Annotated in this window: 19 protein-coding genes; 11 read left to right on the top strand and 8 right to left on the bottom strand. The window is 54.1% G+C overall.

Going from position 1 to position 24,572, the window contains the following annotated elements; genetic code table 11:
• Nucleotides 1-26: 26 nt before the first annotated feature.
• Nucleotides 27-992: an acyl-ACP desaturase gene (locus tag ACFE8Q_RS24880; protein ID WP_375448155.1), complete on the bottom strand. Its 966-nt coding sequence runs from the start codon at nt 990-992 to the stop codon at nt 27-29.
• Between the two features lie 190 nt (nt 993-1,182).
• Here ACFE8Q_RS24880 and ACFE8Q_RS24875 point away from each other — a divergent pair, with 190 nt between their 5' ends.
• The 4 genes from ACFE8Q_RS24875 (at nt 1,183) to ACFE8Q_RS24860 (ending at nt 4,449) form a co-directional block, all read left to right on the top strand.
• On the top strand, nt 1,183-1,866 hold the full coding sequence (locus ACFE8Q_RS24875; RefSeq protein ID WP_375448154.1) for a lysophospholipid acyltransferase family protein: 684 nt from the start codon (nt 1,183-1,185) through the stop codon (nt 1,864-1,866).
• Nucleotides 1,867-1,880: 14 nt separating this feature from the next.
• Nucleotides 1,881-2,285, top strand: a complete 405-nt coding sequence (locus tag ACFE8Q_RS24870; protein WP_375448153.1) for a MaoC family dehydratase — start codon at nt 1,881-1,883, stop codon at nt 2,283-2,285.
• Nucleotides 2,286-2,400: 115 nt separating this feature from the next.
• A complete protein-coding gene (locus ACFE8Q_RS24865; RefSeq protein WP_375448152.1) occupies nt 2,401-3,876 on the top strand; it encodes a multicopper oxidase family protein in 1,476 nt (491 codons plus the stop codon).
• A gap of 9 nt (nt 3,877-3,885) precedes the next feature.
• Nucleotides 3,886-4,449, top strand: a complete 564-nt coding sequence (locus ACFE8Q_RS24860; RefSeq protein ID WP_375448151.1) for a toxin-antitoxin system YwqK family antitoxin — start codon at nt 3,886-3,888, stop codon at nt 4,447-4,449.
• A 15-nt stretch (nt 4,450-4,464) separates the two neighbouring features.
• On the opposite strand, the gene ACFE8Q_RS24855 is transcribed toward ACFE8Q_RS24860, so the two are convergent.
• Nucleotides 4,465-5,757, bottom strand: coding sequence for an aminotransferase class V-fold PLP-dependent enzyme (locus ACFE8Q_RS24855; protein ID WP_375448150.1), 1,293 nt, complete (start codon nt 5,755-5,757; stop codon nt 4,465-4,467).
• Between the two features lie 308 nt (nt 5,758-6,065).
• Between ACFE8Q_RS24855 and ACFE8Q_RS24850 the strand changes: the two genes are divergently transcribed.
• Both ACFE8Q_RS24850 and ACFE8Q_RS24845 read left to right on the top strand, forming a co-directional pair.
• The gene (locus tag ACFE8Q_RS24850) at nt 6,066-7,205 is read left to right on the top strand and encodes an acetamidase/formamidase family protein (RefSeq protein WP_375448149.1); all 1,140 of its coding nucleotides are present in this window, start codon (nt 6,066-6,068) and stop codon (nt 7,203-7,205) included.
• Nucleotides 7,206-7,246: 41 nt separating this feature from the next.
• The gene (locus ACFE8Q_RS24845; RefSeq protein ID WP_375448148.1) at nt 7,247-8,197 is read left to right on the top strand and encodes a DUF3445 domain-containing protein; all 951 of its coding nucleotides are present in this window, start codon (nt 7,247-7,249) and stop codon (nt 8,195-8,197) included.
• Between the two features lie 54 nt (nt 8,198-8,251).
• Here the strand turns inward: ACFE8Q_RS24845 and ACFE8Q_RS24840 are convergent, their stop codons facing one another.
• Together ACFE8Q_RS24840 and ACFE8Q_RS24835 are read right to left on the bottom strand one after the other, a co-directional pair.
• A complete protein-coding gene (locus ACFE8Q_RS24840) occupies nt 8,252-9,403 on the bottom strand; it encodes a PepSY-like domain-containing protein (protein WP_375448147.1) in 1,152 nt (383 codons plus the stop codon).
• Nucleotides 9,404-9,510: 107 nt separating this feature from the next.
• Nucleotides 9,511-10,386, bottom strand: a complete 876-nt coding sequence (locus ACFE8Q_RS24835) for a UbiA family prenyltransferase (RefSeq protein ID WP_375448146.1) — start codon at nt 10,384-10,386, stop codon at nt 9,511-9,513.
• A gap of 133 nt (nt 10,387-10,519) precedes the next feature.
• On the opposite strand from ACFE8Q_RS24835, the gene ACFE8Q_RS24830 reads away from it, so the two are divergent.
• The 3 genes from ACFE8Q_RS24830 (at nt 10,520) to ACFE8Q_RS24820 (ending at nt 13,122) form a co-directional block, all read left to right on the top strand.
• The gene (locus ACFE8Q_RS24830; RefSeq protein ID WP_375448145.1) at nt 10,520-11,716 is read left to right on the top strand and encodes a type III polyketide synthase; all 1,197 of its coding nucleotides are present in this window, start codon (nt 10,520-10,522) and stop codon (nt 11,714-11,716) included.
• A 50-nt stretch (nt 11,717-11,766) separates the two neighbouring features.
• Nucleotides 11,767-12,345, top strand: coding sequence for a Crp/Fnr family transcriptional regulator (locus ACFE8Q_RS24825; protein WP_375448144.1), 579 nt, complete (start codon nt 11,767-11,769; stop codon nt 12,343-12,345).
• A 78-nt stretch (nt 12,346-12,423) separates the two neighbouring features.
• Nucleotides 12,424-13,122, top strand: a complete 699-nt coding sequence (locus ACFE8Q_RS24820; RefSeq protein WP_375448143.1) for an alpha/beta hydrolase — start codon at nt 12,424-12,426, stop codon at nt 13,120-13,122.
• Here the strand turns inward: ACFE8Q_RS24820 and ACFE8Q_RS24815 are convergent, their stop codons facing one another.
• From ACFE8Q_RS24815 to ACFE8Q_RS24805, 3 genes are all read right to left on the bottom strand, one after another.
• A complete protein-coding gene (locus ACFE8Q_RS24815) occupies nt 13,123-13,800 on the bottom strand; it encodes a hypothetical protein (RefSeq protein ID WP_375448142.1) in 678 nt (225 codons plus the stop codon). It lies immediately after the preceding gene.
• A 246-nt stretch (nt 13,801-14,046) separates the two neighbouring features.
• The gene (locus ACFE8Q_RS24810; RefSeq protein ID WP_375448141.1) at nt 14,047-17,193 is read right to left on the bottom strand and encodes a beta strand repeat-containing protein; all 3,147 of its coding nucleotides are present in this window, start codon (nt 17,191-17,193) and stop codon (nt 14,047-14,049) included.
• A 157-nt stretch (nt 17,194-17,350) separates the two neighbouring features.
• Nucleotides 17,351-18,091: a glycosyltransferase family 2 protein gene (locus ACFE8Q_RS24805; RefSeq protein ID WP_375448140.1), complete on the bottom strand. Its 741-nt coding sequence runs from the start codon at nt 18,089-18,091 to the stop codon at nt 17,351-17,353.
• Nucleotides 18,092-18,235: 144 nt separating this feature from the next.
• Between ACFE8Q_RS24805 and ACFE8Q_RS24800 the strand changes: the two genes are divergently transcribed.
• Both ACFE8Q_RS24800 and ACFE8Q_RS24795 read left to right on the top strand, forming a co-directional pair.
• On the top strand, nt 18,236-19,309 hold the full coding sequence (locus ACFE8Q_RS24800) for a TerC/Alx family metal homeostasis membrane protein (protein ID WP_375448139.1): 1,074 nt from the start codon (nt 18,236-18,238) through the stop codon (nt 19,307-19,309).
• 106 nt (nt 19,310-19,415) lie between these two features.
• Complete coding sequence (locus ACFE8Q_RS24795; RefSeq protein WP_375448138.1) at nt 19,416-23,381, top strand: AAA domain-containing protein; 3,966 nt, start codon at nt 19,416-19,418, stop codon at nt 23,379-23,381.
• 20 nt (nt 23,382-23,401) lie between these two features.
• Here ACFE8Q_RS24795 and xrtN read toward each other — a convergent pair whose 3' ends face one another.
• Nucleotides 23,402-24,469, bottom strand: coding sequence for an exosortase N (xrtN, locus tag ACFE8Q_RS24790; protein ID WP_375448137.1), 1,068 nt, complete (start codon nt 24,467-24,469; stop codon nt 23,402-23,404).
• Nucleotides 24,470-24,572 lie beyond the last annotated feature (103 nt).

The raw sequence follows: 24,572 nt of genomic DNA, 5'->3' as shown, positions 1-24,572 counted from the left end.
GACCTTGGACTTAATTTTACCTTCGTTTACGCTATCCAGCTAAACTCGTAGGCTAGTTCGGGGGTTTTGGTCCGTTCGGCTACACGGGTGAGGCGGGCGGGTAGGGCCATCAGGTAATCGCGGGCTTTCTGGGCCTCATCATTCAACCCTTCGATGGCGTCGATTTTCCAGTCTTTCAGCAACGACTGCATAATGGCGATGTAATCCTGAACGGTGTACACGCCGAGCCGTTGGGCGGCATCAGAAAAATGGCTGTAGGTTTCGCCCAGTTTGAAGCCCGATTCACGCAAAAAATGAGCGGGCATCACAATCTTCTTGCGCATCATGTCCTCAAAAGCGAGCATCATGTTCGATGGGTCGAGGTTGAGGATTTCCTGCACAAACGATTTGTACGCTTTGGCATGGCGCATTTCATCAGCGGCAATGACGCCACATATCTGCGACAACAGGTTGTTACCAGCCTGTTTGGCCAGTGTAGCCGTCCGCCGGTGCGACACGTTGGTTGCCAGTTCCTGAAACGACGTATACACAAAATTGCGGTACGGGTCGCGACCGGTTTGAATATCAAAACCGTCGGCAATCAGGTATTGCGTCGACGTTTCCATCGCCCGCATATCGACCCGGCCGGAGAGGTAGAGAAACTTGTTCAGCAAATCGCCGTGGCGGTTTTCTTCGGCTGTCCAGGCACGTACCCAGCGCGACCAGCCCTTCTGGTCAGTCTGGTCAATACCGTCGACATCCATTAGCCAGGCTTCATAGGTTGGCAGGGCTTCTTCGGTAATCGTATCTCCGATCAAAACAGCGAGGTAATCGTAGGGCAACGCCGCCGACTGCTCGCGCAGATCGCGCAGTTCGTCGAAGAACGTTGGCTTGGTTGAGTCAGGCAGAAAATCAGTAGGTTGCCAGTTGGTCTCAATTGGCTTCAGGTAATCGGTCATGATCGTGTCGATCTTTGTACCGATAAACTGCATGACTTCGATGCGGGAATTCATTGATTGGTATCGTGTTACGGAGATTTGAAGCAGTGCTTGCAGCACCATTACCTTGCAAAAAGAAGCAACAACGGCGTTATTACCTAATTTTGCCGCAGGAATGACAAGTTATTATTAGTATCAACGTTTGAAACAGGCCTTAGCATATCTATTTAGTATAGTTTATCTCCTTTATTTTTCCCTTATCCTGTTGCTCTTCCACATCGCACAGGTTTTTGCCTTCGGGTTGGGGGGACCTAAAGCACAAAAACCGGTTGCCGACTGGCTTAATCGATCGATTATGCAGGGTTGGCTACTGACAGGGTCAACACATCGGTTCCGGTTCAACTACACACCGCCAACCGACCGGCCACTTATTTTCGTAGCCAATCACCAGAGCATGTTCGACATCTCGCCGATTGCCTGGTATCTGCGGCAGTACACCCCGGTTTTTGTGTCGAAGATCGAGTTGGGCCGGGGCACGCCCAGCGTATCCTACAACCTGCGAAAAAGTGGTGCCGCGCTGGTTGACCGAACCGATCCCCGGCAGGCGATAAGCGAAATCAGCCGCCTGGGTCAACGCCTGAAAGAAGGGGCCTGCTCGGTGGTCATTTTCCCTGAAGGCACCCGCAGCCGCGATGGTCAGCCCAAACCATTTGCCGGGGCCGGGCTGGCAATCCTGCTACGCAAGTGCCCGAATGCATTGATCGTACCCATTGCCATTACCGGAACAGGTAAATTCAACCCGGAAGGCCTTTTCCCACTACGCCCCTTCACCCGCATGATCTGGACCGTGCTCCCCCCCATCGAGCCCGCTGGCCTGACGGGCGAGCAGGTAGCCCGTCAGGCGCAGGAAGCCATTTTCGGGAACGTACCTACCGAACAATCTATCTGATCCCTACTTTTTCAATGCAACCCAACGACACCCACAAGCATGCCTTCCGCTTTTCGCAGGCCGATGTGATTGACTTCGCCCGCGTTACCGGCGATAATAACCCGCTTCACCTCGACGCGGAGTTTGCGGCCCAAACACCGTTCAAACGGCCCATTATTCATGGTATGCTGGGCGCGTGCATCTTCACAAAAGTGCTGGGCACGGAATTTCCCGGCCCTGGTTCCGTCTATCTGGCCCAGACGCTGGAGTTTTTACGCCCTATGTTCGTCGACACCGACTATGAGGTGACCTTCACGGTGCAGTCTATCGATACCGCCAAACATACCGCTCAGATCCTCGGCGAAATTCGCGATGCGCAAACCGGGAAAGTCACCACACGCGGTGTGGCTACGCTGATGCATAAAGAGAAGATCGGGTAAGCGTACAGTACATCGCTGATGTGAACAAGCTATGGGGTTTCCTGTAGCTTTTTTGGTTTCAGCGTAGGAGCAGATCAGGTACGTCGTCTAACTGGCAAATTCCGACCCTGCTCACATGACCAAAGCAAGCATTCTGGCTCTATTTGTCGCTTTTGCGCTCATCATCAGTTGTAGTAAATCGAGCGACACAGCCGTTACGCCCGATACGACATCTACAACAGTAACCACCGGTACGTACAACGACCTCTGGATTCCCCCTACCCTCACGGGCACAACCTTCAACCTGACGCTGGCCAAAACAACGAAGCAGATGCGGACGGGAGCTGTTACCAACACGTATAGTTATAACAACACCGGTTTCTGGGGGCCAACGCTGATCATGAACAAGGGAGATTTGGTAAAGATGAACGTTACCAACAACCTGCCGGAAGCGACGACGACCCACTGGCATGGCTTTCACATTCCAGCCATTATGGACGGTGGGCCGCACCAGATCATTGACGCAGGCACCACCTGGACGCCTTCGTTTGAGATCAAGAACAATGCAGGTACGTATTGGTACCATCCGCATCTGCATGAAAAAACAAAAGCGCACCTGACCTACGGTGCCGGCGGTCTGATTATCATTAAAGACCCAGCCGAGTCGGCACTGGCCTTACCACGTACCTACGGCGAAGATGATATTCCGCTGATTCTGACCAGCCGGAGCTACAACGCGTCGAACGCCTTTGACCTGAGCGCCCGGGCGTATGGCGATTACCAGTTGACCAACGGAACGTCGAACGCGCAGGTAAGCCTGCCCAAACAGTTTGTGCGCCTCCGTATTCTGAACGCGGAAATTGAGCGGGGCTATAACCTGGGCTTCAGCGACAACCGGACGTTTTACGTCATTACCAACGACGGTGGCCTGCTTGACGCGCCTGTTCCCGTTACGCGGGTGAAGATGATGGTTGGCGAACGTGTTGAAATCCTGGTCAATCTAGGCGCGGATGCCGTAGGGTCAAGCCTTGATTTAAAAGCGTATAATTCAGGGCAGGCGTTTGGTTTTCCGGGTGGCGAGCCCAATACCACCGGCGACTTTGGCAGTTTGCTAAACAACAAAGATTTCACCGTTCTTCACATCAACGTGAAAGCGGCCACTGCGTCGGGCATCACGGCCCTTCCCGCCAAACTCACAACCAATACGTACTGGACCAACGCCGACGTTACCAACAGCCGCACCATCACCATCACGGGTGGACAGGGAGCCACGGCGTTCTCATTCGACAATAACGTGTACGGCGATACCCGGATCAATCAGACGCTTAAGCTGAATGCCGTTGAGAAATGGACGATTACCAACAACAATATATTCGGCCACTCCTTCCACATTCACGACATCCAGTTCAAGATCATTTCGCGCAGTTCCGGAACGGTGGCCGCTTACGAATCGGGCTGGAAAGACACGGTATACGTACCTGTGGGCGAAAGCGTGTCGGTCATTGCTAAGTTCGATGACTTCGCCAGCACCACCAACGCGTACATGTACCACTGCCATTTCTCGAACCACGAAGATGGCGGCATGATGGGTCAGTTTCTGGTTACTCAGTAAACTGTCGGTATGAAGCTACTACTCGTTAGTGCCGTTCTGCTACTAACTGGTGCCTGTTCATCAGGCAATTCGGACAGGCAAATGCCGCCCGCCGTAGAGGTGGTGAATTATGACACACTGCTACGCAAAACCGATGATGGCTGGTTCTACAAGGACCAGCCGTTTTCGGGCTATATGGTTGAGAAAGAAAAAGATGGCCGGGTTGTGTACCGTTTGCCGATCATCAACGGGCGCGAAAATGGGTTAGCGAAAGGCTGGTACAATGCGGGCGAAAAACTACTGGAACGCCAGTTTGTAGATGGCCGAAGAGAAGGTATTTTCAGGCAATGGTGGCCAAACGGGAAACTTCGCTACCTGTTTCAATATAAGAATGACAAATACGACGGCACGCAATTGGTTTATTTCCCCACAGGCAACAAGCGGGAAGAAAGCGCATACCTGGCCGGTGAACAGGACGGTCTTCAGCGCGTTTGGGATGAAACAGGAAAACTTGTGTCAAACTATGTTATCAAAAACAAACGTACCTACGGCCTCGTCTCCGTCAAGAGTTGCATTCCTGTTGGGCATTTGTAGGGCTGTCACGAGTATTTAGCTCTTACGCGATTTACTGGCAATGGCCGTAATGGCGGTAACCAGCCGGTCGAGGTCTTTGGGCGAATGGTACACGTGCGGGGTGATGCGGACACCATGAATGTTCTCCCAGTCGATACCGACGGCGTGAATCTTGTATTTACCCATCAGTTGACTATCCACTTCAGTCGCCTTCATCCCGTCGATAGAAACCAGCCCTACGGCCCCCGCCCATTCCGGCTTGAACGACGTGTGGATTTTCACGCCAGGTACGTCGCGTACCCGTTCCATCCAGTAATTTTTCAGGTAATGCGCCCGGGCAAATTTACGCGCCGAGCCAATACCGTTATGAAAATCAACGGCGGTGCCAATAGCCATTTCCGACGCAAACGAACGCGTGCCCAGACTCTCGAATTTGCGGATATCGGGACCATCGGGTTCATTGTTCGACAGTAAGGCCCACACGTTCTTAATCTTATTCTGTTTCACGTAGAGCATACCACTACCAAACGGTGCGCCCAGCCATTTGTGCAGGCTGGTGGCGTAATAATCGCAGCCCAGATCGGGAATTTTGAAATCGAACAGGGCAAACGAATGGGCGCCGTCGGCAATGACTTCGATACCACGTTTGTGCGCTTCGTCAGCAATTTTTCGCACCGGCATCACCTGCCCAATCCAGTTGATCATGTGCGTGATATGCACCACTTTCGTTTTCGACGTGAACGCGCTGACGTATTGGTCGACCAGTGCGGCTTCGTTCTCGTTAGGTAATTCCAGGTTCAGGAAAACCAGCTTGATACCGTCCCGTTTTTCGCGTTGCTTCCAGGCGTTGAGCATGTTGGGGTAATCCTGTTTGGTCAGCACCACCTCATCGCCGGGTTTCAGATTCAGGCCGAAAATGACTGTGTTCAGCCCTTCAGTGGCGTTGCGGTTAATCGCAATCTCTTCCGACGAGCAGCCCGCCAACTCGGCCAGTTTATCACGCAGGGCCTCGCGGCCCTGATCCAGAATACGCCACATGTAATAGGATGGCGCTTCGTTGCTGTACTGATAAAACCGGATGTGCGCATCCTGCACCACTTTAGGCTGCGGACAAACGCCCCCATTATTCAGGTTCAAAATATTGGGCGACACCGTGTATTCGGACTTGATACGCGCCCAGAAATCTTCATCCTGCGCCCAGTCTGTAGGTGATTTCAGCGCAGCGTTTGGCAATGCTTGCCCCGCCACGTCGGGCAGAAATGGTGGCAATGTAATGGCACCCGTAGCGGCAGCGGCTGTTTGGCGAAGGAAATGGCGTCGAGAAGTCATGGTACAATGTCTCTTTGAAGAAAGTACTTCGTAAAATAACGGAATTAAATTAGGCAAACAGAGAGAAATACTATGAATTTATTTGGCGTTAACGACCTATTTTCGTGCATTACTGTGGTGTGCTTTGCGATATAGGTTGCTTTCGCCTGGCCCTTCGACAGGCTCATGGTGACAACCTAACTCAAGTTGGTCATCAACATTTGGATGTGAGTTGTCACCCTGAGCCTGTCGAAGGGCCTAGCGAAAGCAACCTACAGCGCGAAGCACCTATTCACCAAACACAATACAACCGTTAATCAACAAACTACATGTATCACTCACGACGCCATTTTTTTCGGCAATCTGCCCAGCGCGGCGCAGCGGCACTAGCGCTCCCTACCATCCTTCAGGCAATTTCAACCGAAACGGCGCAGGCTGAAACGACAGTAAATCTGGCAGAACCAGCCCGAATCAAACCGGATAGTGTGGTTCGGTCACTGCCCGAAAACATGGTGTGGGGCTATTTTGGGGCCGATGTAACGCCCGTTAGCCGGATCAAAGATGGCGATATTGTGGAAATTCAAACGGTCAATCCGTCGGGGGTGAGCCGCACCGATCCAGAGGCGTTTTACAAGACCAATAATTTGCCGATCGACGATCATGCGAAGGAGGTCATTGCCATTATGAAGAACGTGAAGCCCGAACCCTCCGGCATTCGCGGGCATATGCTGACGGGTCCGATCTACATTGAAAACGCCGAACCCGGTGATCATATCGAAATCCGAATCCTCGATCTTACCCTCCCCGCCGACTTTGGCGTAAACAGCGTGTGGCCGGGCGGTGGCGGCATTCCCGAGCTGGTGAAGCAACGCGAAACGTTTGTGTATCGGTACGATGCCAAACGCCGCACAGGTACGTTCATCGACGGCGTTGAGATACCGTTGAAGCCGTTTATGGGCGTTATGGCCCTGTCGCCACCAGCCGAAACAGGCCGGGTCAGCTCCATTCCGCCCGCTTTTTTTGGAGGCAACCTCGACATCAAACACCTGACGAAACATACGACGTTGCACTTGCCAGTCTCGGTTCCGGGTGGGTTATTCACCACTGGCGATGGACATGCCGCACAAGGCAACGGCGAGGTAAGTGGCGTGGCTATTGAAACCGCCGTGAACCTGACCGCCCAGTTTATCGTCCATAAAAAGAGCGGGCTAAAAATGCCACGGGCCGAAACGCCCACTCACTTTATCGCCGTTGGCCTCGACAAAGACCTGAACAAAGCCATGAAACAGGCCCTTGCCGAAGCCGTTCAGTTCATTCAGACCGAACTGGGTTTCACGGTCAATCAGGCATTATCCATCGCCAGCACCGGCGTCGATCTCGAAATCAGTCAGGTGGTCGATCAGGTACTGGGCGTTCACGCCATGATTCCAAAGTCGATCTTTCCGAAGAAAAAGTTTGGCTACTGGTGATGTACCTTGCGTTCGAAACACCAGGTCACACGTCCGGCTCCATGCTTCCTTACTTTCCTTTCGGCCAGCGGTTTAACGACAAAATGGGAACGGCCCCACTGCCCGAGAGTGACCGGCTTGTTGAGGTAGATGCGCATTATAAAGCCGAAATTGCGCTGAAGAAGCAGTTACTGACTGAGTTGCCAGCCTATTACTTCCAGACCCTTCCCGGCCATGAAACAGCGCAATGGGAGGTGCTGGAACTGGTGCTTCAACACCTTGCCCGGTTCTGTCCCGATTGGTTTAGCCTCTGGCAACAGGGCAAGCAATGGCACTGGCAAAACCACCTGCTTGCCGAGGAAACGACCTTTACATTTGGCGACCCAGGTACGTTGCCGGTTGCGCCGCTTGATTGGGTGGGGCGGCAGGTGCAGGAAGATATCGTAATTCTGGCTGGTGCCGACTCAACGCTGGTGGGCGGGCAGCTCTGTTTTGGTAATGGCTGGTGTCTCAACGAGAAGATTGGCCTCCCCTTCTGGCAAATCCACGCACCCATTATGCCCATCGTAGAGCCAATGATCCGGGCGGCGCAAAAACTCATGGAACGGCTACCCGTTGGCCGACCAGTCTGGCGCGTAAACTGGAGTGTGAAAGTGACCGATCAACTCGATATGACCAGCCGACACACACCCGCCCTCGACCAACTCCTTGCCGACCGCCTGCCCAGCCTTACCCCCAACATGATCGGTAGCCAGCTTTTCCTCCGCATCGAACGGCAAACCCTGACGCGGCTTCCTCGATCGGGGGCCATTTTGTTTGGCATTCATACCTATCAGAATCGGCTGGCCAACGAACTTAACACCCGCCCCGACGCGGCCCTCCGGCTGGCGCAGGTATTCAGCACAACCCCGCCCGCTATGCTTGCCTACAAGGGCATGACAGCCTTTTTGCCTGCGTTGCTAACGTACCTGGATCGTCACGTTCCTCCACAAACAGCAGAAGCGTGGTGCTGACCTTTATTAAAAATCAACACCACGCTTCTGTCAACACCACCATTCAACGCGGTATTACCCTCTGGTTGCTGAAGTAAACTTACCTTCTCCGTTAAAAATGACCGTATACAGTACCTCCCCAACTTTAATAACGACGGTATAGCTCGTCACTACAGAGCCAGTCGATACGATTACGCCCTTCATAAACGCCCAGCCAGGATACGTTTTAGTCAGGTATTCTCTACTGGTGCCCGGCAACTCACTCGACGTAGCCATTGCCTTTTCTGTTGGGCGCGGCGTATAGGTATTGGTAAGCACTTTACCGTCGCCATCGAAGGTCATTTCGTAGCGTTTTCCGTCTTTATTCACCACCACTGAATAGGTCTTCTTTCCCTCTTTCGTAGTGACCGACCCTTTCTCAAATGTGTAGCCCGCCAGGAACGCAACCGCCGCCGCGGGTAAATCGCTGATCGACTTTAGCTCAACGGTTGTTGTGGCAGGAGGCGTTGGGGTCGATGAGCTTGACCGGATCAACTTTCCGTCGTTGTCAAATGCCAGTTCATAGGTCGTCGTCCCTTTTGTTGCGTAAACCAGGTACGTCTTCTTATTGTCCTTATCCACGGTTGCCATTCCTTTGGCAAACACCAGGCTGTTTTCCTTCAGGTAATTACTGGCGGCAGTCGGCAACTCTTCTGCCTTCAGGATCGGAAAGGTTTTGGGCGGCTCGACTACCGGCGTAATAGCCGCTTTAAACTCCAGAATCACCGTACCACTGGCGTCGAAAATGAGCGTAACTTCTTCTTTTTCCGTACGCAGCGATACCTTATAGGCCTTCTGGTTATTGTACTGCCCTTCGCCGACGGCTACGAGTTTGTAGCCTGGGTACGTCTTGTCGATGTAGGCTTTGGCAGCGGCGGGCAATGTCACTGACTGAGGGCCTGTCAGCGCATCGCCTTTGCCCAGCGCATACACTTCCAGAATGCTTCCTTTTGCATTGACAGTAGCCTGGTGATTGACGGCCTGTATGCTGAAATCAGATTCCCACATATTGCCTTTGTCAATTTCGGTAAAGCTCAGGCCTGTTGCCGTTGGGTAAGCAATCCGAACGGCCTGAACAACAGCCGTTGGCACATCGGGAAACTCGTTGGCAGGCTGAGCCTCCTGCTGACGGCAGGCACCAAGCCAGAGAACAGCCAACAAGGGAAGTAAAAGCGAGATCTTCTTCATGGCAATTTTTAGGTTTTTAGGATACTGGCAATGAACCAGTTAGTATCCCTAAAAGTAGCAATTATCTGTACAACTACCCAACTCGCTTTTTGCCTTTGACCCTTACTCTACGATTTGTAAGCAAGCAGAATCAGAAAAAAAATGTTCATTCCCCAACCGGTAAGGCGGGTCATCCACATGGCGGCGCGGTAATCGGCGGCGGCGGCATTTTGCCAGACCCGGTACGTCAAAGCCGCCAGATACACAACGCCGGGAACGAGCAGGGCGATCATCAGGAAGAACGGCCAGGTGCCTTCATAAAAGAGCAGAAAGCAGATACCCGACGCCAGCAAACAAAGCCACGCATTGATGAATGTACCCCGCACGCCCATCAGCCGGCTGATGGTGAGGTCGCCCCGGCTGGCATCTTCGGCATGCTGGTACACCTGCGTAACCGGGTACAGCGCCAGAATATTCAGGGTCGAAATCAACGTACCCAGCCATAAACCGATCTGGTCCGACATCACGAACAGTTCCCAGAAACTCACGTCGTGCATAATCATGTAGGTCATCAGAAACACAAATCCGCCCTGGAATGTACTGATGAGCAACCAACTGGCCACGGGGCGCTTCTTGATGCGAATGGCGGTGTGGCTGTAGCATTTCATGAACGCGCCGTATACCAGAATGAACACCACAAACTGCATGTTGATGAACGCCCCCGCCAGCAGGGCCAGTGCTTCAAGACCCATTGATACCCAGAACAGCGTCTTGTCCACAGGCGGTGGACTTTCGAGACCATTCACACTGCCTTCATCTTTGTCGTAATAACTGTTGAACGTATTGGCGGCGGGGTATACCAGTACGTGAATGATCAGCAGCACCCACACCGCCCGCCACCAGTTGCTGATACCGGGGGGCAGCGTCATGGCAAACAGACAGACGGGAAGCAGGTAAATCGAGAAGGGCATGCGTAGATGTAGCCAGATAGCGCGTAGTGTCATGCTTATGAAGTCATAATTGTGAAGAGAGCAACAACCTTATGGTAATGGAGTAGTTATACTGTGTAACATCGTATTCGCGCCAAGACACGTATATTGAGCTATCACGCGTTGGAACGCATCAACAACAAGTCTAATGAACGTACCTGCCAGTTTCATTACGTCGCTCGGCACTGCCGTACCCGGAAACGCAATCCCACAGGCGCAAATCGCCCGGTTTATGGCCGAGGCGCTGGAGATGGACGAACGCGACCAACGTAGGCTCACGGCACTGTACCGCCACACCCGCATTGATCAGCGACACTCGGTTTTGCCCGATTACAACCGTTCGCGTGGTGAATATACGTTCTACCCCAACACCAAAGGGCTTGAACCATTCCCAACGGTTGGGCAACGCATGAAAATGTATCGGCAGGAAGCTGTTCCGCTGGCACTCAGCGCCATCGACGATTGCCTGACGAGCTACCCCGGCTTTGATAAACAACGCATTACGCACATCGTAACCGTCAGTTGTACCGGCCTGTACGCGCCCGGACCTGATATCGAGCTTATCGAAGCGATGGGCTTGCCGGGCACGACACAACGCATGGCCATTAACTTCATGGGTTGCTACGGAGCCTTCAACGGCCTGAAAGCTGCCGACGCCATTGTGCGCTCTACGCCCGACGCCGTGGTACTGGTTGTCTGCGTAGAACTCTGTACGCTTCATTTTCAGAAAAAAAACGACCTCGACAACCTGCTTTCCAACGCGCTCTTCTCCGACGGCGCGGCGGCCGTGCTCATCGAAGGGCAGGCACGCACCGACCGGTCATTGCGGTTGCGTTCGTTCTACTGCGATCTACTACCCGCTGGCAAAGAGGCAATGGCCTGGCACGTGACCGATTTTGGCTTTGAAATGACCTTGACGTCTGAAGTACCCACGGTGATTCAGCAGGGAATTGGTCAGATGCTGTCGCGGTTGCTCGAACGCAGCGGCCTCACCATTGGCGATATAGGTACGTATGCCCTGCACCCCGGCGGTCGACGGATTCTGGAAGTGATCGAAGGACAATTGGGCCTCGACCAGACCGACAATCGCTACGCGTATCAGGTCCTGCGTGAATTTGGCAATATGTCGTCGGCTACGGTGTTGTTTGTGCTAAAAGCCATCTGGAACGACCTGGAGAACGCCACCGCTGACCCCGACAAAAACAACAAGGGTGCTTTCAACATTCTGAGTTGCGCCTTTGGCCCCGGCCTTACGCTCGAATCCATGATCCTGGAGGCAAGCTACACACCGGTTGCGGAAGCTTCCCTCAAAACCGACGTAGCAGTGGGTACGGTAACGTTGTAGGGTCAGGTACGTTGTTTGCCAGACTAGCCTTACCTTGTGCTCCTGCTGCTATGCCTGTCTCACCTAAACAACTATTAATCAACTATATCTCCGCCATTGCTCCCCTAGACGCAGATGTATTAGCTGCTGTTGAGCAGGCCATTGCCGTACAACCGGCAGCCAAAGGAACGCTTCTGCTCGAAGCCGATCGGGTCTGTCAGCACGTATGGTTTATTGCCGATGGGGCCGCGCGGGCTTTCTACTACAAAGACGATAAGGAGGTGACGGCCTGGTTTATGGGCAGGCACGACTTCATCATCTCGGTGCGGAGTTTCTTCGAGCAAAAGCCCAGCCATGAGTATATCCAGACCCTTACCGATTGCACACTGGTCAGCATTGCCTACAGCCAGCTTCAGCAATTGTATCAAAAACACCCTTCGTTCAATACGGTGGGGCGGCAGCTTGTTGAAAAATACTACGCCCTCAGCGAAGAACGCCTGTTTCAGCTACGCATGAACACTGCCGCCGAACGGTATGATTTATTATTGGCCACGCATCCCGCCATTTTCCAGCAGACATCGCTGAAACACATCGCCTCGTACATCGGCGTTACGCCCGAAACTGTCAGCCGGATGCGCAAACGGAAGTAGCCGGGTACGTTGCGAAAACAGAGAAAAGGGGAATAAGCTGTCCAGATTCAAAAGCTCGCCAGCTTAACTTGCGTTGTTATGGCAATCAAACGACTTCTTTTCATCCACGGCAACCTCGACGTACCTGCCTCGTTTGATGCGCTGCTGCCGTTACTGCCCCCGGCAAAAACGCTGTGCATTGATCTGGAAGCTGACTTCAACGCCTGGGATGCGGTGGTGCCCGTGACGGTCAGGACCGTAGCCGAACGAGTTGCCCAGGCTTACCGTATTGGCCCCGATGATATACTGATTGGTCATTCGATGGGAGGCTGGATTGCGGCTCACGTGAAAGAGTTGACCGGGTCTGTCGTGATCCAACTCAGTTCATGGACCGATCCGCGCAAGATAAAGTCTCCCCTGCGGCGGCTGGATCTAATCAGGCCGATCATTAACAGTGGCGTTGTACAGCATCCGTTCTGTATCCGGGTGGCCAAACGGCTGTATCCGTTCCGGCAGTCTCGAGCCCGCATTCAGGCCGCGCTGGATCGGGTGCAGCACATGAACCCGGCCTACATGATCTGGCAATACGAACTGATTTTCAGCACCGTACCGCCCCTGGCAGTCTTGCCCGACCTGCGCATTCACGACCGCCGCGACCCGGTCATCAGCCCGCCCGATGAGCCGTTTGTGAACGTACCTGGTAAGCACAAAATCCACGCGACCAACGCGCCGGGTGTAGCCAACGCGATCAGCGAGTTTATACAAACCCAACGACAATTTGGGCAACCAGCCACGTGATTAGTGCTCAAACGTAAATTTTTGATTCGTTTTCTTTAAGCGGGTTTCTTTACAAATCGTAAATAATGTGCGGATCAGTTCGTCGATAAGTACAGGAGGCGACATCGTTTTAATGTACTTACGTTGTCCGTTAAAATAAACAATAATTGTAGTCAGCGTGCCATCACAACACAAAGAACGGTTAGTAGTCAGCGTACGCAGGTTACAGGTTTGTAACGCTTTAACTACCTTGGATAGATCATTTTCGCTCAACATTCCTACATAATACCCCTGTGCTAACGAATCGGTCAGGTACATACTATTCGTCAGGTAACTAGTTTCTGCATGGAGGTATACGCTTCCCGAGCTGTCTAGTTCGAGGTGATAGGTAGGCCCGCCTCCAAAAGAACTTCCCCCTGTATGATAAATGAGTTTGCCGAATTTTATGGATGGATCAATGTTGAATTCGCGTCTGACGAAACGAACCGTATCTCGGCCTGAGAACCGTTTTTTCGCCAATTGAGAGGCAGGTGTTACGACCAAAACACGGCCATCGAATTCATTGACTATCAAATCATACCGATCGATATATAGCTCCTTATAATCGGTTGTTGACGAATAGTACCGATTTTGAAAACTCAGTGTATCGCCCAATAAAAACAAATCCAGTTGCTCATCGCCGTCGCTCGTACAGAGCATAGCTGAATGACCACTTTTACTGGTTGAACCCCGAATAGCCAGACAATCCTGCTGCCTGGACACCCAGGTTCCCGCATACGTACTAAGTTGCCCATACGCAGTTGCCGAACTGATAAAAGCGACCAGGAGTAATGAGAACTTCATACTGTACAGGCTAACGTATCCTTAAAAACTACTATAGATTGAATAGATCAAATTAAGCCTATTTTCCATAAGCTCATAGCAGCAGAGTATTGGTGATAGCGTTTACTTCGTCGATTTGATCGAGACGTTTGGGCAACCCGGACAACGGCAGTCGGTACGTAGGAGTGTGAGGGGAACGTCGACGACGCAGAGGCCCGACGTACTGAACAGCCGGATGGTGTAGGCCTGACTCGAAGCAGGATTAGGTAAGCCCGTAAAGCCAACGGCGCCACCGGAAACAACCCGGTTGCTGGAAGCGCCGTAAGCAGGTCCACCAGCATAGGTGCTTCCCGCCACCAGATCAGCCCGTTCTGTATTCTGCAACGTCGTGAAGCTGATACTGGCATCCTGATTGGCCGTAGCACCGCGGCAGGTCGCCAGTGTCACGGTCGGCTGCTGCGTGTAGGATGGGGTTGGCCTCACTACAACCGTCGTTGACGTGGTGGCGGAGCACCCGTTGGCGGCCAGACAGGTAACGGAGTAGAGGGTTGTCAAAAGCGGAGTGACGATAATTGATGTGTTCGTACTCCCCGTACTCCACAGAAGGGTACCGCCCGTGCACCCGCCTACCGTCAGCGTGGCAGATAGACCGGCACAAAGTGTAGTGGAATTGAGCACCAGCGTAGGCGTAGCAGGCTGGGAGTTGACGGTCGCCGATGTAGGCGGCGAAGTGCAGCCGCTACTATTACGCACCGTAACGGAGTATACTCCAGGGGCCACGCCGCTGAAACTACTGGTTGTGTTCACGTAGGTTGCGCCGTCAAGGCTGTAAGTCAAGCCCGCCCCCGTGGGCGCGGTCACGGTAATGGTACCCGTGGCCAGTATACAACTGGGTTGCAGCACACTTACCGTAGGGGCCACTGGTGTTGATGGCTGCGCGTTTACGGTGACCGACGTGGCTGTCGAAATACAGCCAGCAACGTTTCGATCGGTCACTGCATATACCCCCGGAGCCACGCCCGTAAAAACAGTTGTATTGCTGTAGTTTGTGCCATCGATGCTATACGTGAAGCCAATCCCGACTGGCGCGGTGATGCTGATGGTTCCGGTAGCCAGCGTACAGTTTGGTTGGGTACTGACCGTGACGGCAGGTGCCGCCGACGCCAGTAACGACGCGTTGACGGTTACCGTTGTGGCGGTAGAAATGCACCCGCTGCTATTGCGGACTGTCACGGAGTAGGACCCAGGAGCCACGCCCGAAAAGACAGTCGCACTCGTGTAGGTGGTCCCGTCGATACTGTACAGTAGCCCGGTGCCCGTGGGCGCCGTAATGGTAATCGTTCCGGTAGGCGTTGTACAAGTGGGCTGCGAGGTGACGCTCGCGGTCGGAGCCACTGGTGTTGGTGGCTGCGCATTCACCGTCACCGATGTAGCAGGCGATGTACAGCCACTACCCGTATTGCGGACAGTGACGGCATACGTACCTGCCGCAACACCGGTGAACACGCCCGTCGTGTTGGTGTAAGTACTGCCATTGATGCTATACGCCAGTTGAGCACCCGTGGGAGCCGTTACAATAATGGTGCCCGTTGCCAGCGTACAACTGGGCTGAGCGGTTACGGTAGCCGTAGGCGCAACCGGTGTCGCCGTGTTGCTGGATACAGTGGTCGTGGCCACGGCCGTACAACCGCTAGCCGTCGTGACAATCACCGTATACGTGCCCGACTGCGTAACCACAGCCGTGTTTGAGGCGCTGTTCTGGCTTATCCCCGGCCCCAGAAACGCATAGGCTATGGCCGATGTACTACTCGTTGCGGTCAATGTATTGCTGGTCACCGAGCAGGTCAACGTACCTGAATTGGTAAGGCTAACGGTCGGCGGCGCATCAACGGTTACCGACGTGATGGCCGTACTGGTACAGGCGGAGTTGGAATTAAGAGCATTGGTGGTTGTCACGCTGAAACTATACACGCCGGCGGCAAGTCCGCTGATCGTCGTCGTATTGGCGGTGCTGGTTGAGCCAATAATGCCGGTTGGGCCCCTGAAGGTATACGTCGTTACGCCAGAGGCACTTGTTCCGGGTGTGGCCGTCAGGCTTATCAGACTACCCACACAAACCGCCGGGGCATTAGCCGTCAGCATGGGCTGAAGCACCCGAAACGTAACTGACGTTAGCACCTGATTACCAATATTATCCTGCGCAAAAAAAGACGTAACCGATGTTCCCTCCAGCGTTGGTGTAAAGCTAAAACCAGACGCTACGGTATTGGCACCCGTAACGGGAGAGAACGTCGCACCGGCGGGTAACCCTACCCCCTGAAGCGTGATGGTGTTGCTGGTTGGGTCGGTGTCGGTTGCGCGAACGGTGAAACTGACGGGGCACCCAACATAGGTCTGTATGGTCGAATTGTTGGCGGGCGTAACACCCCCGTACACGAAAACCGGCGGCGCACTGGCCGCTACGATTTTAATAAGAAAGTCGACGATGACGAATGACTTGCCGTCTGATATTTTTATGATGGCATTGTATAAATCATTTACCGCTTTGGGTGACCGTGTATCGAATGTAGCTACACCAGCTGAGCTTATAGAGAATCCGGTTGGCTGGGTAAATGCATAGCCTGCTCCCAGGTCGGCAGCCGTTGCCAGGCTAAATGTCAGTGGGTTACCATCCGGATCTGTTGCTGGCACCGTAAATGTGGCCGCCGACTGGCTAACCGGTAAGTTAATGATTGGTGGTAAGGTCGATGCTGGCGGAAGGTTGGCATTAACAGTACCTACATTGACCAGCGAGGTGATTCGATAGTTACCATTGGCGTTGTTCTTTAAGGCAGAGAGCCGTGCACTCGACTCAATAAAAGCTGTAACTGAGGCCGTTGTGCTATACGTGTGGGTAAGCGTAGCTTCGCCATACAGGTAATCGTCGGCCGGGTTAACCGTGGTTACGTTGAAGTTGAAGGAACTTATGGAGGTGCCATCGCCAAAATTAAACGCGGCCCCCGAATTAGCCGACGCATTGGTAACCGTCGATCCAACTGTTGGGGTTGGTGTAAAAAAACCCAGCCGGAAGCCCATCGTCAGTTTAAACTCTATCGTGCGCCCTGTCGGGTCAGAGGGTAGTTGCCGCCAACTGAGGTTACCATACCGGAAGTGCGTTGCCTGGGCGGTAGATATAGATGCGAACTGTACAGCCAGAACGAATAGTATATATAGCCAACCTCGTCGCCTTGAGCCACCTTTTTCCGACGAAAATGAGCTATATATATCCATCCTTGTTTCCCTAAAATGCCCTGTTTGGCCTGGTCAGGCAGTTTCGACAATCCTTATCCATATTGTCTACTAATTATATAGATAATTATTCATATCGCAGCCAATTCTATGCCAGACTTACATTGTCCAATGTAAAGCTTCGTAAGTGGCAACGTACCTACTTCAGCACTTTCCAGTCGATGAGCCCCCAACGGGTGAGGCGGTACATGAGCGACACTTTCAACACGCCTAACCCATAGATTGAACTGCGTTTGAAGTTGATTGACGATGCCTCTTCAAAATATTTGGTAGGGCAGGTCACCTCGGCGATCTCGAAACCCTTGTAGAAAATCTGGGCGATCATCTCGTTGTCGAAGATGAAATCATCATCGTTATACGTGAAGTCGAGCGCCCGCAGCACCTCACCCGAAAACGCCCGGTAGCCCGTGTGGTATTCCGATAATTTCTGGTTCATCAGGATGTTCTGCGTCAGCGTCAGAAACCGGTTGGCCACGTACTTGTATAGGGGCATACCGCCCTTGAGCGCGCCTTTCCCCAGAATGCGCGAAGCAAAAACGACGGGGTATAGGCCATTGCCGATGATCGAGATCATGGCCGTCAGCAGCAGCGGGGTGTACTGGTAATCGGGGTGGAGCATGATTACAATGTCGCCACCGATTTCGAGGGCTTTGCTGTAGCAGGTTTTCTGATTACCGCCGTAGCCCTTGTTTACATCGTGCCGGATCACGTGCCGGATGCCCAGACCTTTGGCGACCTCAACGGTATTATCGGGGCTGTGGTCATCGACCAGAATGACATCATCGACCAGATCGAAGGGAATTTCGCGGTAGGTACGTTCAAGGGTCAGGGCGGCGCGATAGGCGGGCATCACCACCACTACTTTTTTACCATTATACATGAAGACAAAATTACGTAAGCCAACTGGCAACTGCGAATTTCGTGCCACCGGTTACGGCAGTTAACCCGATATTGCGCCCTGATTTAAGAGTAAGGGTCAACTTTTCTGCCCACCGCACGTTATTTCAGCAGTTATCCATTGTCTATGTTCACCAGCGAAACGTTGTTTTTTCTCGGCTTTGCCGTTTTTGTTCTCTTCGTCATGTCGCTCGACCTGGGCGTCTTTTCCTCGAAAAAAGCGCGCCAGAGCCATGTCGTCGGCTTTAAAGAAGCCGCTACTTGGAGCGCAATCTGGGTGGTCCTGTCTGTTCTCTTTTACCTGTTTCTGCGCAACTACGGCTACCTCGTCCACGGTATCGACGATATGGCCAGGCTACAGGAAGTCCGTGACCGCTATGCCGACCATGTACAACTGACGGGCAAATCATTCGCCGAAAACCTGGCGATCTTCCAGAAGAATATGGGCCTCGAATACATCACCGGCTACCTGGTTGAATACTCGCTGTCGGCCGACAATATCTTTGTCTTTATCCTGATATTCAGCTCCTTCGGTGTACGCGAACGGTACTATAAGAAGATTCTGGTCTGGGGTATTCTGGGTGCCATCATCCTGCGTTTCGGGTTCATCTTCCTGGGATCGGCCCTGCTGCAGCGCTTCGACTGGATCATGTACGTCTTTGGGGCGTTTCTCGTTTACACGGGTGTCAGCCTCTTTTTCCAGGGAGACGAAGAGGAGCAGATCGACACCAAAAATCACCCGGTCGTACGATTCGTCTCCAAGTACACAAACGTGTACAAGCGCAATGTGACCGACAATTTTTTCATCCGCCGCAAGAGCGATAAAAAGCTGTTTGTCACCCCGTTGTTTATCGTGGTCGTGGTGGTGGCCTTCACCGACCTGGTGTTTGCCGTCGATTCCATTCCGGCCATTTTCTCGATCACCAAAGACCCGTACATCGTCTTTTTCTCGAACGTATTTGCCATCATGGGCCTGCGGTCGATGTTCTTCTTCCTGTCGAGTATCATGAGCCAGTTCCGCTTCCTCAAGACGGGCCTGGCCGTTCTGCTGACCTTTATTGGCCTCAAAATGCTGTTCGAACATCCACTGGAAGACCTGGGCTTCAAACCGGCTTATTCGCTCTACGTAATCATCGGCATTCTGGCCACCAGCATCCTCGCCTCCTATCTGATTCCCGAGAAAAAAGAAGCAGAGGCGTAGCGTGCGTTGTTTTTGACAGGATTTACAGGATAAACAGGATTGTCGGGTTTAGTAAAAGGAAAAAGAAATCCTGTTTATCCTGTAAATCCTGTCAAAAAAGATTTCAATGCATTTTTCTGCCGCCGTTCTTAAAACATACCGCCGTCGACTCACCAACCTGAGTAGCCGCAACCGGTCGCTACTGTTGAGCAGCCTGCCCGTCGACCAGTTTGTGGACCTGCACGACGCGGATTTCCGGCTCAACAAACCCTCGTTTGACCTGGTGGTGGGGTTGATGGCCCGGAAGCATCATATTGCCCTCTGCGCCGTAACCGACCCGCGCGATGAGCGGACCAACACGCTGAGTAAACGCCTGCGCCGGTTGGCCCGCACCGAACGATTTATTGAAGAAGAACGCGGCACCGAAGACCTCTACGTAGGTTGGCCATTTGTGCGCGGCCGGTTCAACGACGGCACGCCCGTGCATGGGCCGCTGCTGTTTTTCCCCGTTCACCTCACCACAGAAGGCAACGAATGGCGATTGGAACGGCGCGGCGACGTACCTGTGCAGTTCAACCAGTCGATGGGCCTGGCCTACAGCTATTTCAACGGCATCAAACTCCCCGACGAATGGCTCGACCCCGATTTCGATGGCTTCGATAAAGACCCGCTGACGTTTCGGATGCAGTTGTACGACTGGCTGAAAAGCAGCCCGTTCGAACTGAATTTCAACACCAAGAATTTTACCAACCTGCTTCAGCCGTTCGACAAACAGTCGGCAAAATCGCTGACGCAGTTGGAAAAAGCAGGCGAGCTAACGCTCATGCCAGAGGCAGTGCTGGGCATATTTCCGCAGGCAGGCTCTTTCCTGGTCCCTGACTACGACCAGCTATTGGCCGAAAAAGAACGGTTAGAGCAGGCGGAGAGTGATGAGGGAACGGGGCTCGACATCGGGATGGCTCCTCCTACCCTGCCGGTCAACGCGCCGCTTAAAGAAGCATCTCTGCTGTTGCCACTGGCGGTCGACGCCTCGCAGGAAGCGGCGGTTCGGGCGGTAAAAGCCGGGCTGTCGGTGGTGGTGCAGGGGCCGCCGGGAACGGGAAAATCGCAGTTGATTGCCAACCTCATGGCCGATGCTGCTGCTCAGGGAAAGCGCGTCTTGCTGGTCTGTCAGAAACGCGCCGCCCTCGATGTGGTCCATCAGCGACTGATGCAGGTCGGCATGGCTCCGTTTGCGGCGTTAGTACATGATTTTCAGGACGATCGGAAACCGCTCTACACGCAACTGGCCGCCCAGATCGACGCCATCGAAGCCTACCAACAGCAAAACAACGGACTCGACGCCGTACTGCTCGAACGCGAATTCGACGTTGAAAGCCGCCGGATCGACGCCCTCGTTGCTGAATTACAGGCGTTTAAAGACGCCCTCTTCGACCTGTCGATCTGTGGCGTATCGGTGAAGGAACTGTACCTCAACAGCAATCCGAACCTACCTGGCCCCAACCTGACCGACCTGTACCGTGACTTTCGGCTCAACACCATCGGTCCGTTTCGGGAGCAGTTGGGCAATTACCTGGCCTATAAAGACCGCATCACGCCCAACCACCCATTTGCCGACCGGGTCAGCTTTGCCACCCTCACCGGGCAGGATCTGGCCAGCCTCCGCGACACCATCACCGAAGCCGCGCAGGCATTGCCCGACCTCCTGGACCGCGCAGGTACGTTGTTTGGCCAGCCCCTTGCCTGGCCCGACTTAACCGACCAATACGCCCCGCAACGTACCCAGCTCGACACCCTCGCGCAAACCGTAACCGACCCGCTTGTGTGGGCCATACTTACCCGAACGGCGGCAGGTTCTATTCCTGAACAGGTGGTCGACACGTTCAAGAAAGACAAGGCTGATTTACAGGCCATCGAAGCGCGTGGCCTGCTACAGACCGCCGATACCAACGGCCTGCCCGACCGCCTCAGGCAGGGTATTGGGGCTCGGCAATCCGTGTTTAGCTGGCTGTTTTACACCGATAAACCCTACCTGGCCGCGCTGGTACAGGCACACGGCCTGAATGAATCGTCGCTGGCCAATCTGCAAGCGCTTGATGCCCGCTGGGTAAACCGGCAATCGTGGGAAGCGCGGGCCAACGAAACGGGCCAGCAGTTTGCCGGTATATCGGTTGTGGGTTCAACGCCGGCCAAAACCAGCGAGGCATTACAAACGCTGGAAACGGCTGTTTCGCAGGCAGAACACGTGTGGCAGACGCTCCGCAACCAGTTCCCGGCCCTGCTTGCCTTCATCGCCACTGAACCGTCTGGTGCCGCCTTCGGGCAGCGCCTGATGGACGTTCGCTTTCTACTGGCCGACGTTATTGCCCGGAAAACACGCTGGCAAACGTACCTGACAGCCAGTCAGTTGGCAGCTTTATCGAAAAACCCCACAGCGCAGGCCGACGCGCTGCAAACCGCCCTGCGCCTCGATGCCGACAACCTGATGGAGATGGATCGTAGCTGGGAAACATTCACCAGTTCGGAGCGAAAAGCAGCCGGGCGAACACCGAACGTACCTGCGTTTGACAACGCCCTTCGCCTCGCCTGGATCGACGATATCGAGCGCCAACATCCCGAACTACGCAGCGTGTCGTCGTTGAAGATGGGGCAGAACGAAGCGGCGTTGCAGCAGAGTATCCGGCAGAAACAGGCACTTACTCACGCCATTCTGGGCCTGAAACTGCGCGAGCAAACGTATCAGGCTCTCGTGGTGAATAGGCTCAATAATCTGGTCAGCTACCGCGAGTTACGGCATCAGGTGACCAAAAAACGGAGCATCTGGCCCATCCGCAAACTGATGGAACACCATGCCGACGAAGTGTTCCGGCTCGTGCCCTGCTGGATGGCCTCCCCCGAATCGGTGTCGACGCTGTTCCCCATGCGCGAAGGACTCTTTGACCTGGTCATCTTCGATGAAGCGTCGCAGTGTTTTGCCGAAAATGGCCTGCCCGCCATGCTCCGTGGACAGCAGGTAGTGGTGACCGGCGACAGCAAACAGCTCCGCCCCAGCGACCTCTACCGCGCCCGTTTCGACCTGGATGAACCCAACCCGGATGATGAACCCGACAGCACGTTGAGCGTGATGCTGGAGGTGGAATCGCTGCTCGATCTGGCGGCGCAATACCTGCCGCAGGTTTCGTTGACGGGCCATTACCGCAGCCGCAGCCTGGACCTGATCGCTTTCTCGAACGAGCATTTCTACGACAACAAACTCACGCTGCTCCCCGATTTTGCCGAAGTCAACAGGCCCGAACCCGGCATTCGTTACCTGAATGTAAAGGGGCAGTGGCTTAACAACACGAATCCCATCGAGGCCGAGGCCGTTCTCGCCCTGACCGACCAGCTACGCACCGAACTGCCCGGCCGGTCCATCGGCGTGGTTACGTTCAATTTCCAGCAACAGCAACTCATTCAGGAACTGCTGGAGAACCAGCTTCATTTAGTTGGGCAAACGCCCGAATCGCATCCGGCAGCGGTTCGTTTCGTCAAGAATATCGAAAACGTGCAGGGCGACGAGTGCGACGTGATCATCTTTTCGGTGGGCTATGCGCCCGATGCGAAGGGTAAAGTGGCCGCGCAGTTTGGTAGCCTGAACATGTCGGGAGGTGAAAACCGGCTGAACGTAGCCGTAACGCGGGCGCGGGAACGTACCTACGTGATCACGAGCGTGTACCCCGACCAGCTATCGGTGGAGAACACCTCGAACGAGGGGCCGAAAATGCTGAAAGCGTATCTGCAATATGCCCTAAACGTGGCCCAGGGGCAATTCAAGCCGCAACCGCGGGCCGTAGTGGGCATTCAGTCGGGTGGCTTACTGAAGAATAAACTCGCCGCAACGCACCCCCACTGGCGCCCTGAACTTCCCTTCGCCGACCTTACTATTCGGGAAGACAAAACGTATCAGGGCCTCATCCTGACGGACGACGATCAGTATTTCCAACAAACACCAAAGGAGGCCCACGCCTACCGGCCGTTTGCGCTCACCGATCGGCATTGGCCTTTCCAGCGCCAGTGGAGCCGGGAAGTGTGGCGGCAACCGGGACAGTCGTAGGTCGGCGCTGCCCGTCACCATCAACGCCAGGCCTTAACGGCGGCGGGCAGCGCGCTGACCTCGGCAACGGTGACGTTGATGAGCGCAAAGCCCGGCTCGCCGCACAGCATCCGGGTACGTATGTCCACCTGACCGATGCTTCGGTGCAGGCCGTTACTGAACCACCAGGCTGTTTGTAACCTCTGCTGGCCTTTTCGCAGTTCGCCCACATACATCGGCTGCCCGGCCACGACCACTTCACGGATACGGCGGAGTGTATAGCCCTGCCCTTTCCAGCAAAAGACGGGGCTGTGTTCGGCACTGTACCAGTCGGGCAGGGGTTTTACGTAAATAAGCTCGCCGGGGCGGCTGTATTGCACAAAACCAAATAGCGTTTTAGTTCGCTCATATCCAGCCCGTTTGCCAACGAAATACAGTTGCCGGACAGGCCGAACAAAGGCGAAACTAAACAGGGTCAATGACGCGATGACGAAGCCGGACCGCCAGAGCAACGCCCGATGGAAGCCGCCAGATGCGACAGTTGGTTGCCACTGAACCCCGTACCGCCCAATTACCCAACGAGCCAGTGCCCAGAGCGGTAACCAGGCATAGATAACCATACACGCAAGCCCAACCAGTTCGTGGAGCGGATGGTCGGGACCGAGGCCAAACAACACCAGCAGCACAATCCGAATCAGGTTACTGAGCACCGTCAGGCCAAACGCAACGCTTCCGTAGGCCAGTACCCAACCCAGCGGCAGGGAACGTACCTGCCGACGTTCATAGGCGAGCAGCCAGAAGACGGCCAGTAACAGCGTCAGGCTGGTCATACGCAGGCCCATACAGGCCGGATCAACGGCCATTTCCTGCCCGTAGAGGACCAGTATATTCCCATCGATTGCTACCGGTACACCTGCACTTCGGAGTAAAAAACCGGCCCATTGACTCAGCCGCAGCCGCACGGCAAAGCCAAACACCACATCGACGTACCTGAGCACCGGCGACAGGGTTAGCCCCAGGAGCAACCGGGCCAGCCAGGCTCCCTGATTGGGTTGGCCCGGCCAGCCAGCGAACGTGATCAGCAAAAGCGTAAGCAGGATCAGGAGCATAGTTATCACATTCGGCGATATCGCTTAAACAAAAGGTTTACATATGCGCACAGTTAGCGCTTAAGCTAACGTGAATTATGGAGCAGATGCAGACAAGATTGCT

The sequence above is a fragment of the uncultured Fibrella sp. genome (assembly GCF_964250085.1).
Lineage (GTDB): Bacteria > Bacteroidota > Bacteroidia > Cytophagales > Spirosomataceae > Fibrella.
This window is presented reverse-complemented; position numbering and strand designations above follow the sequence as displayed.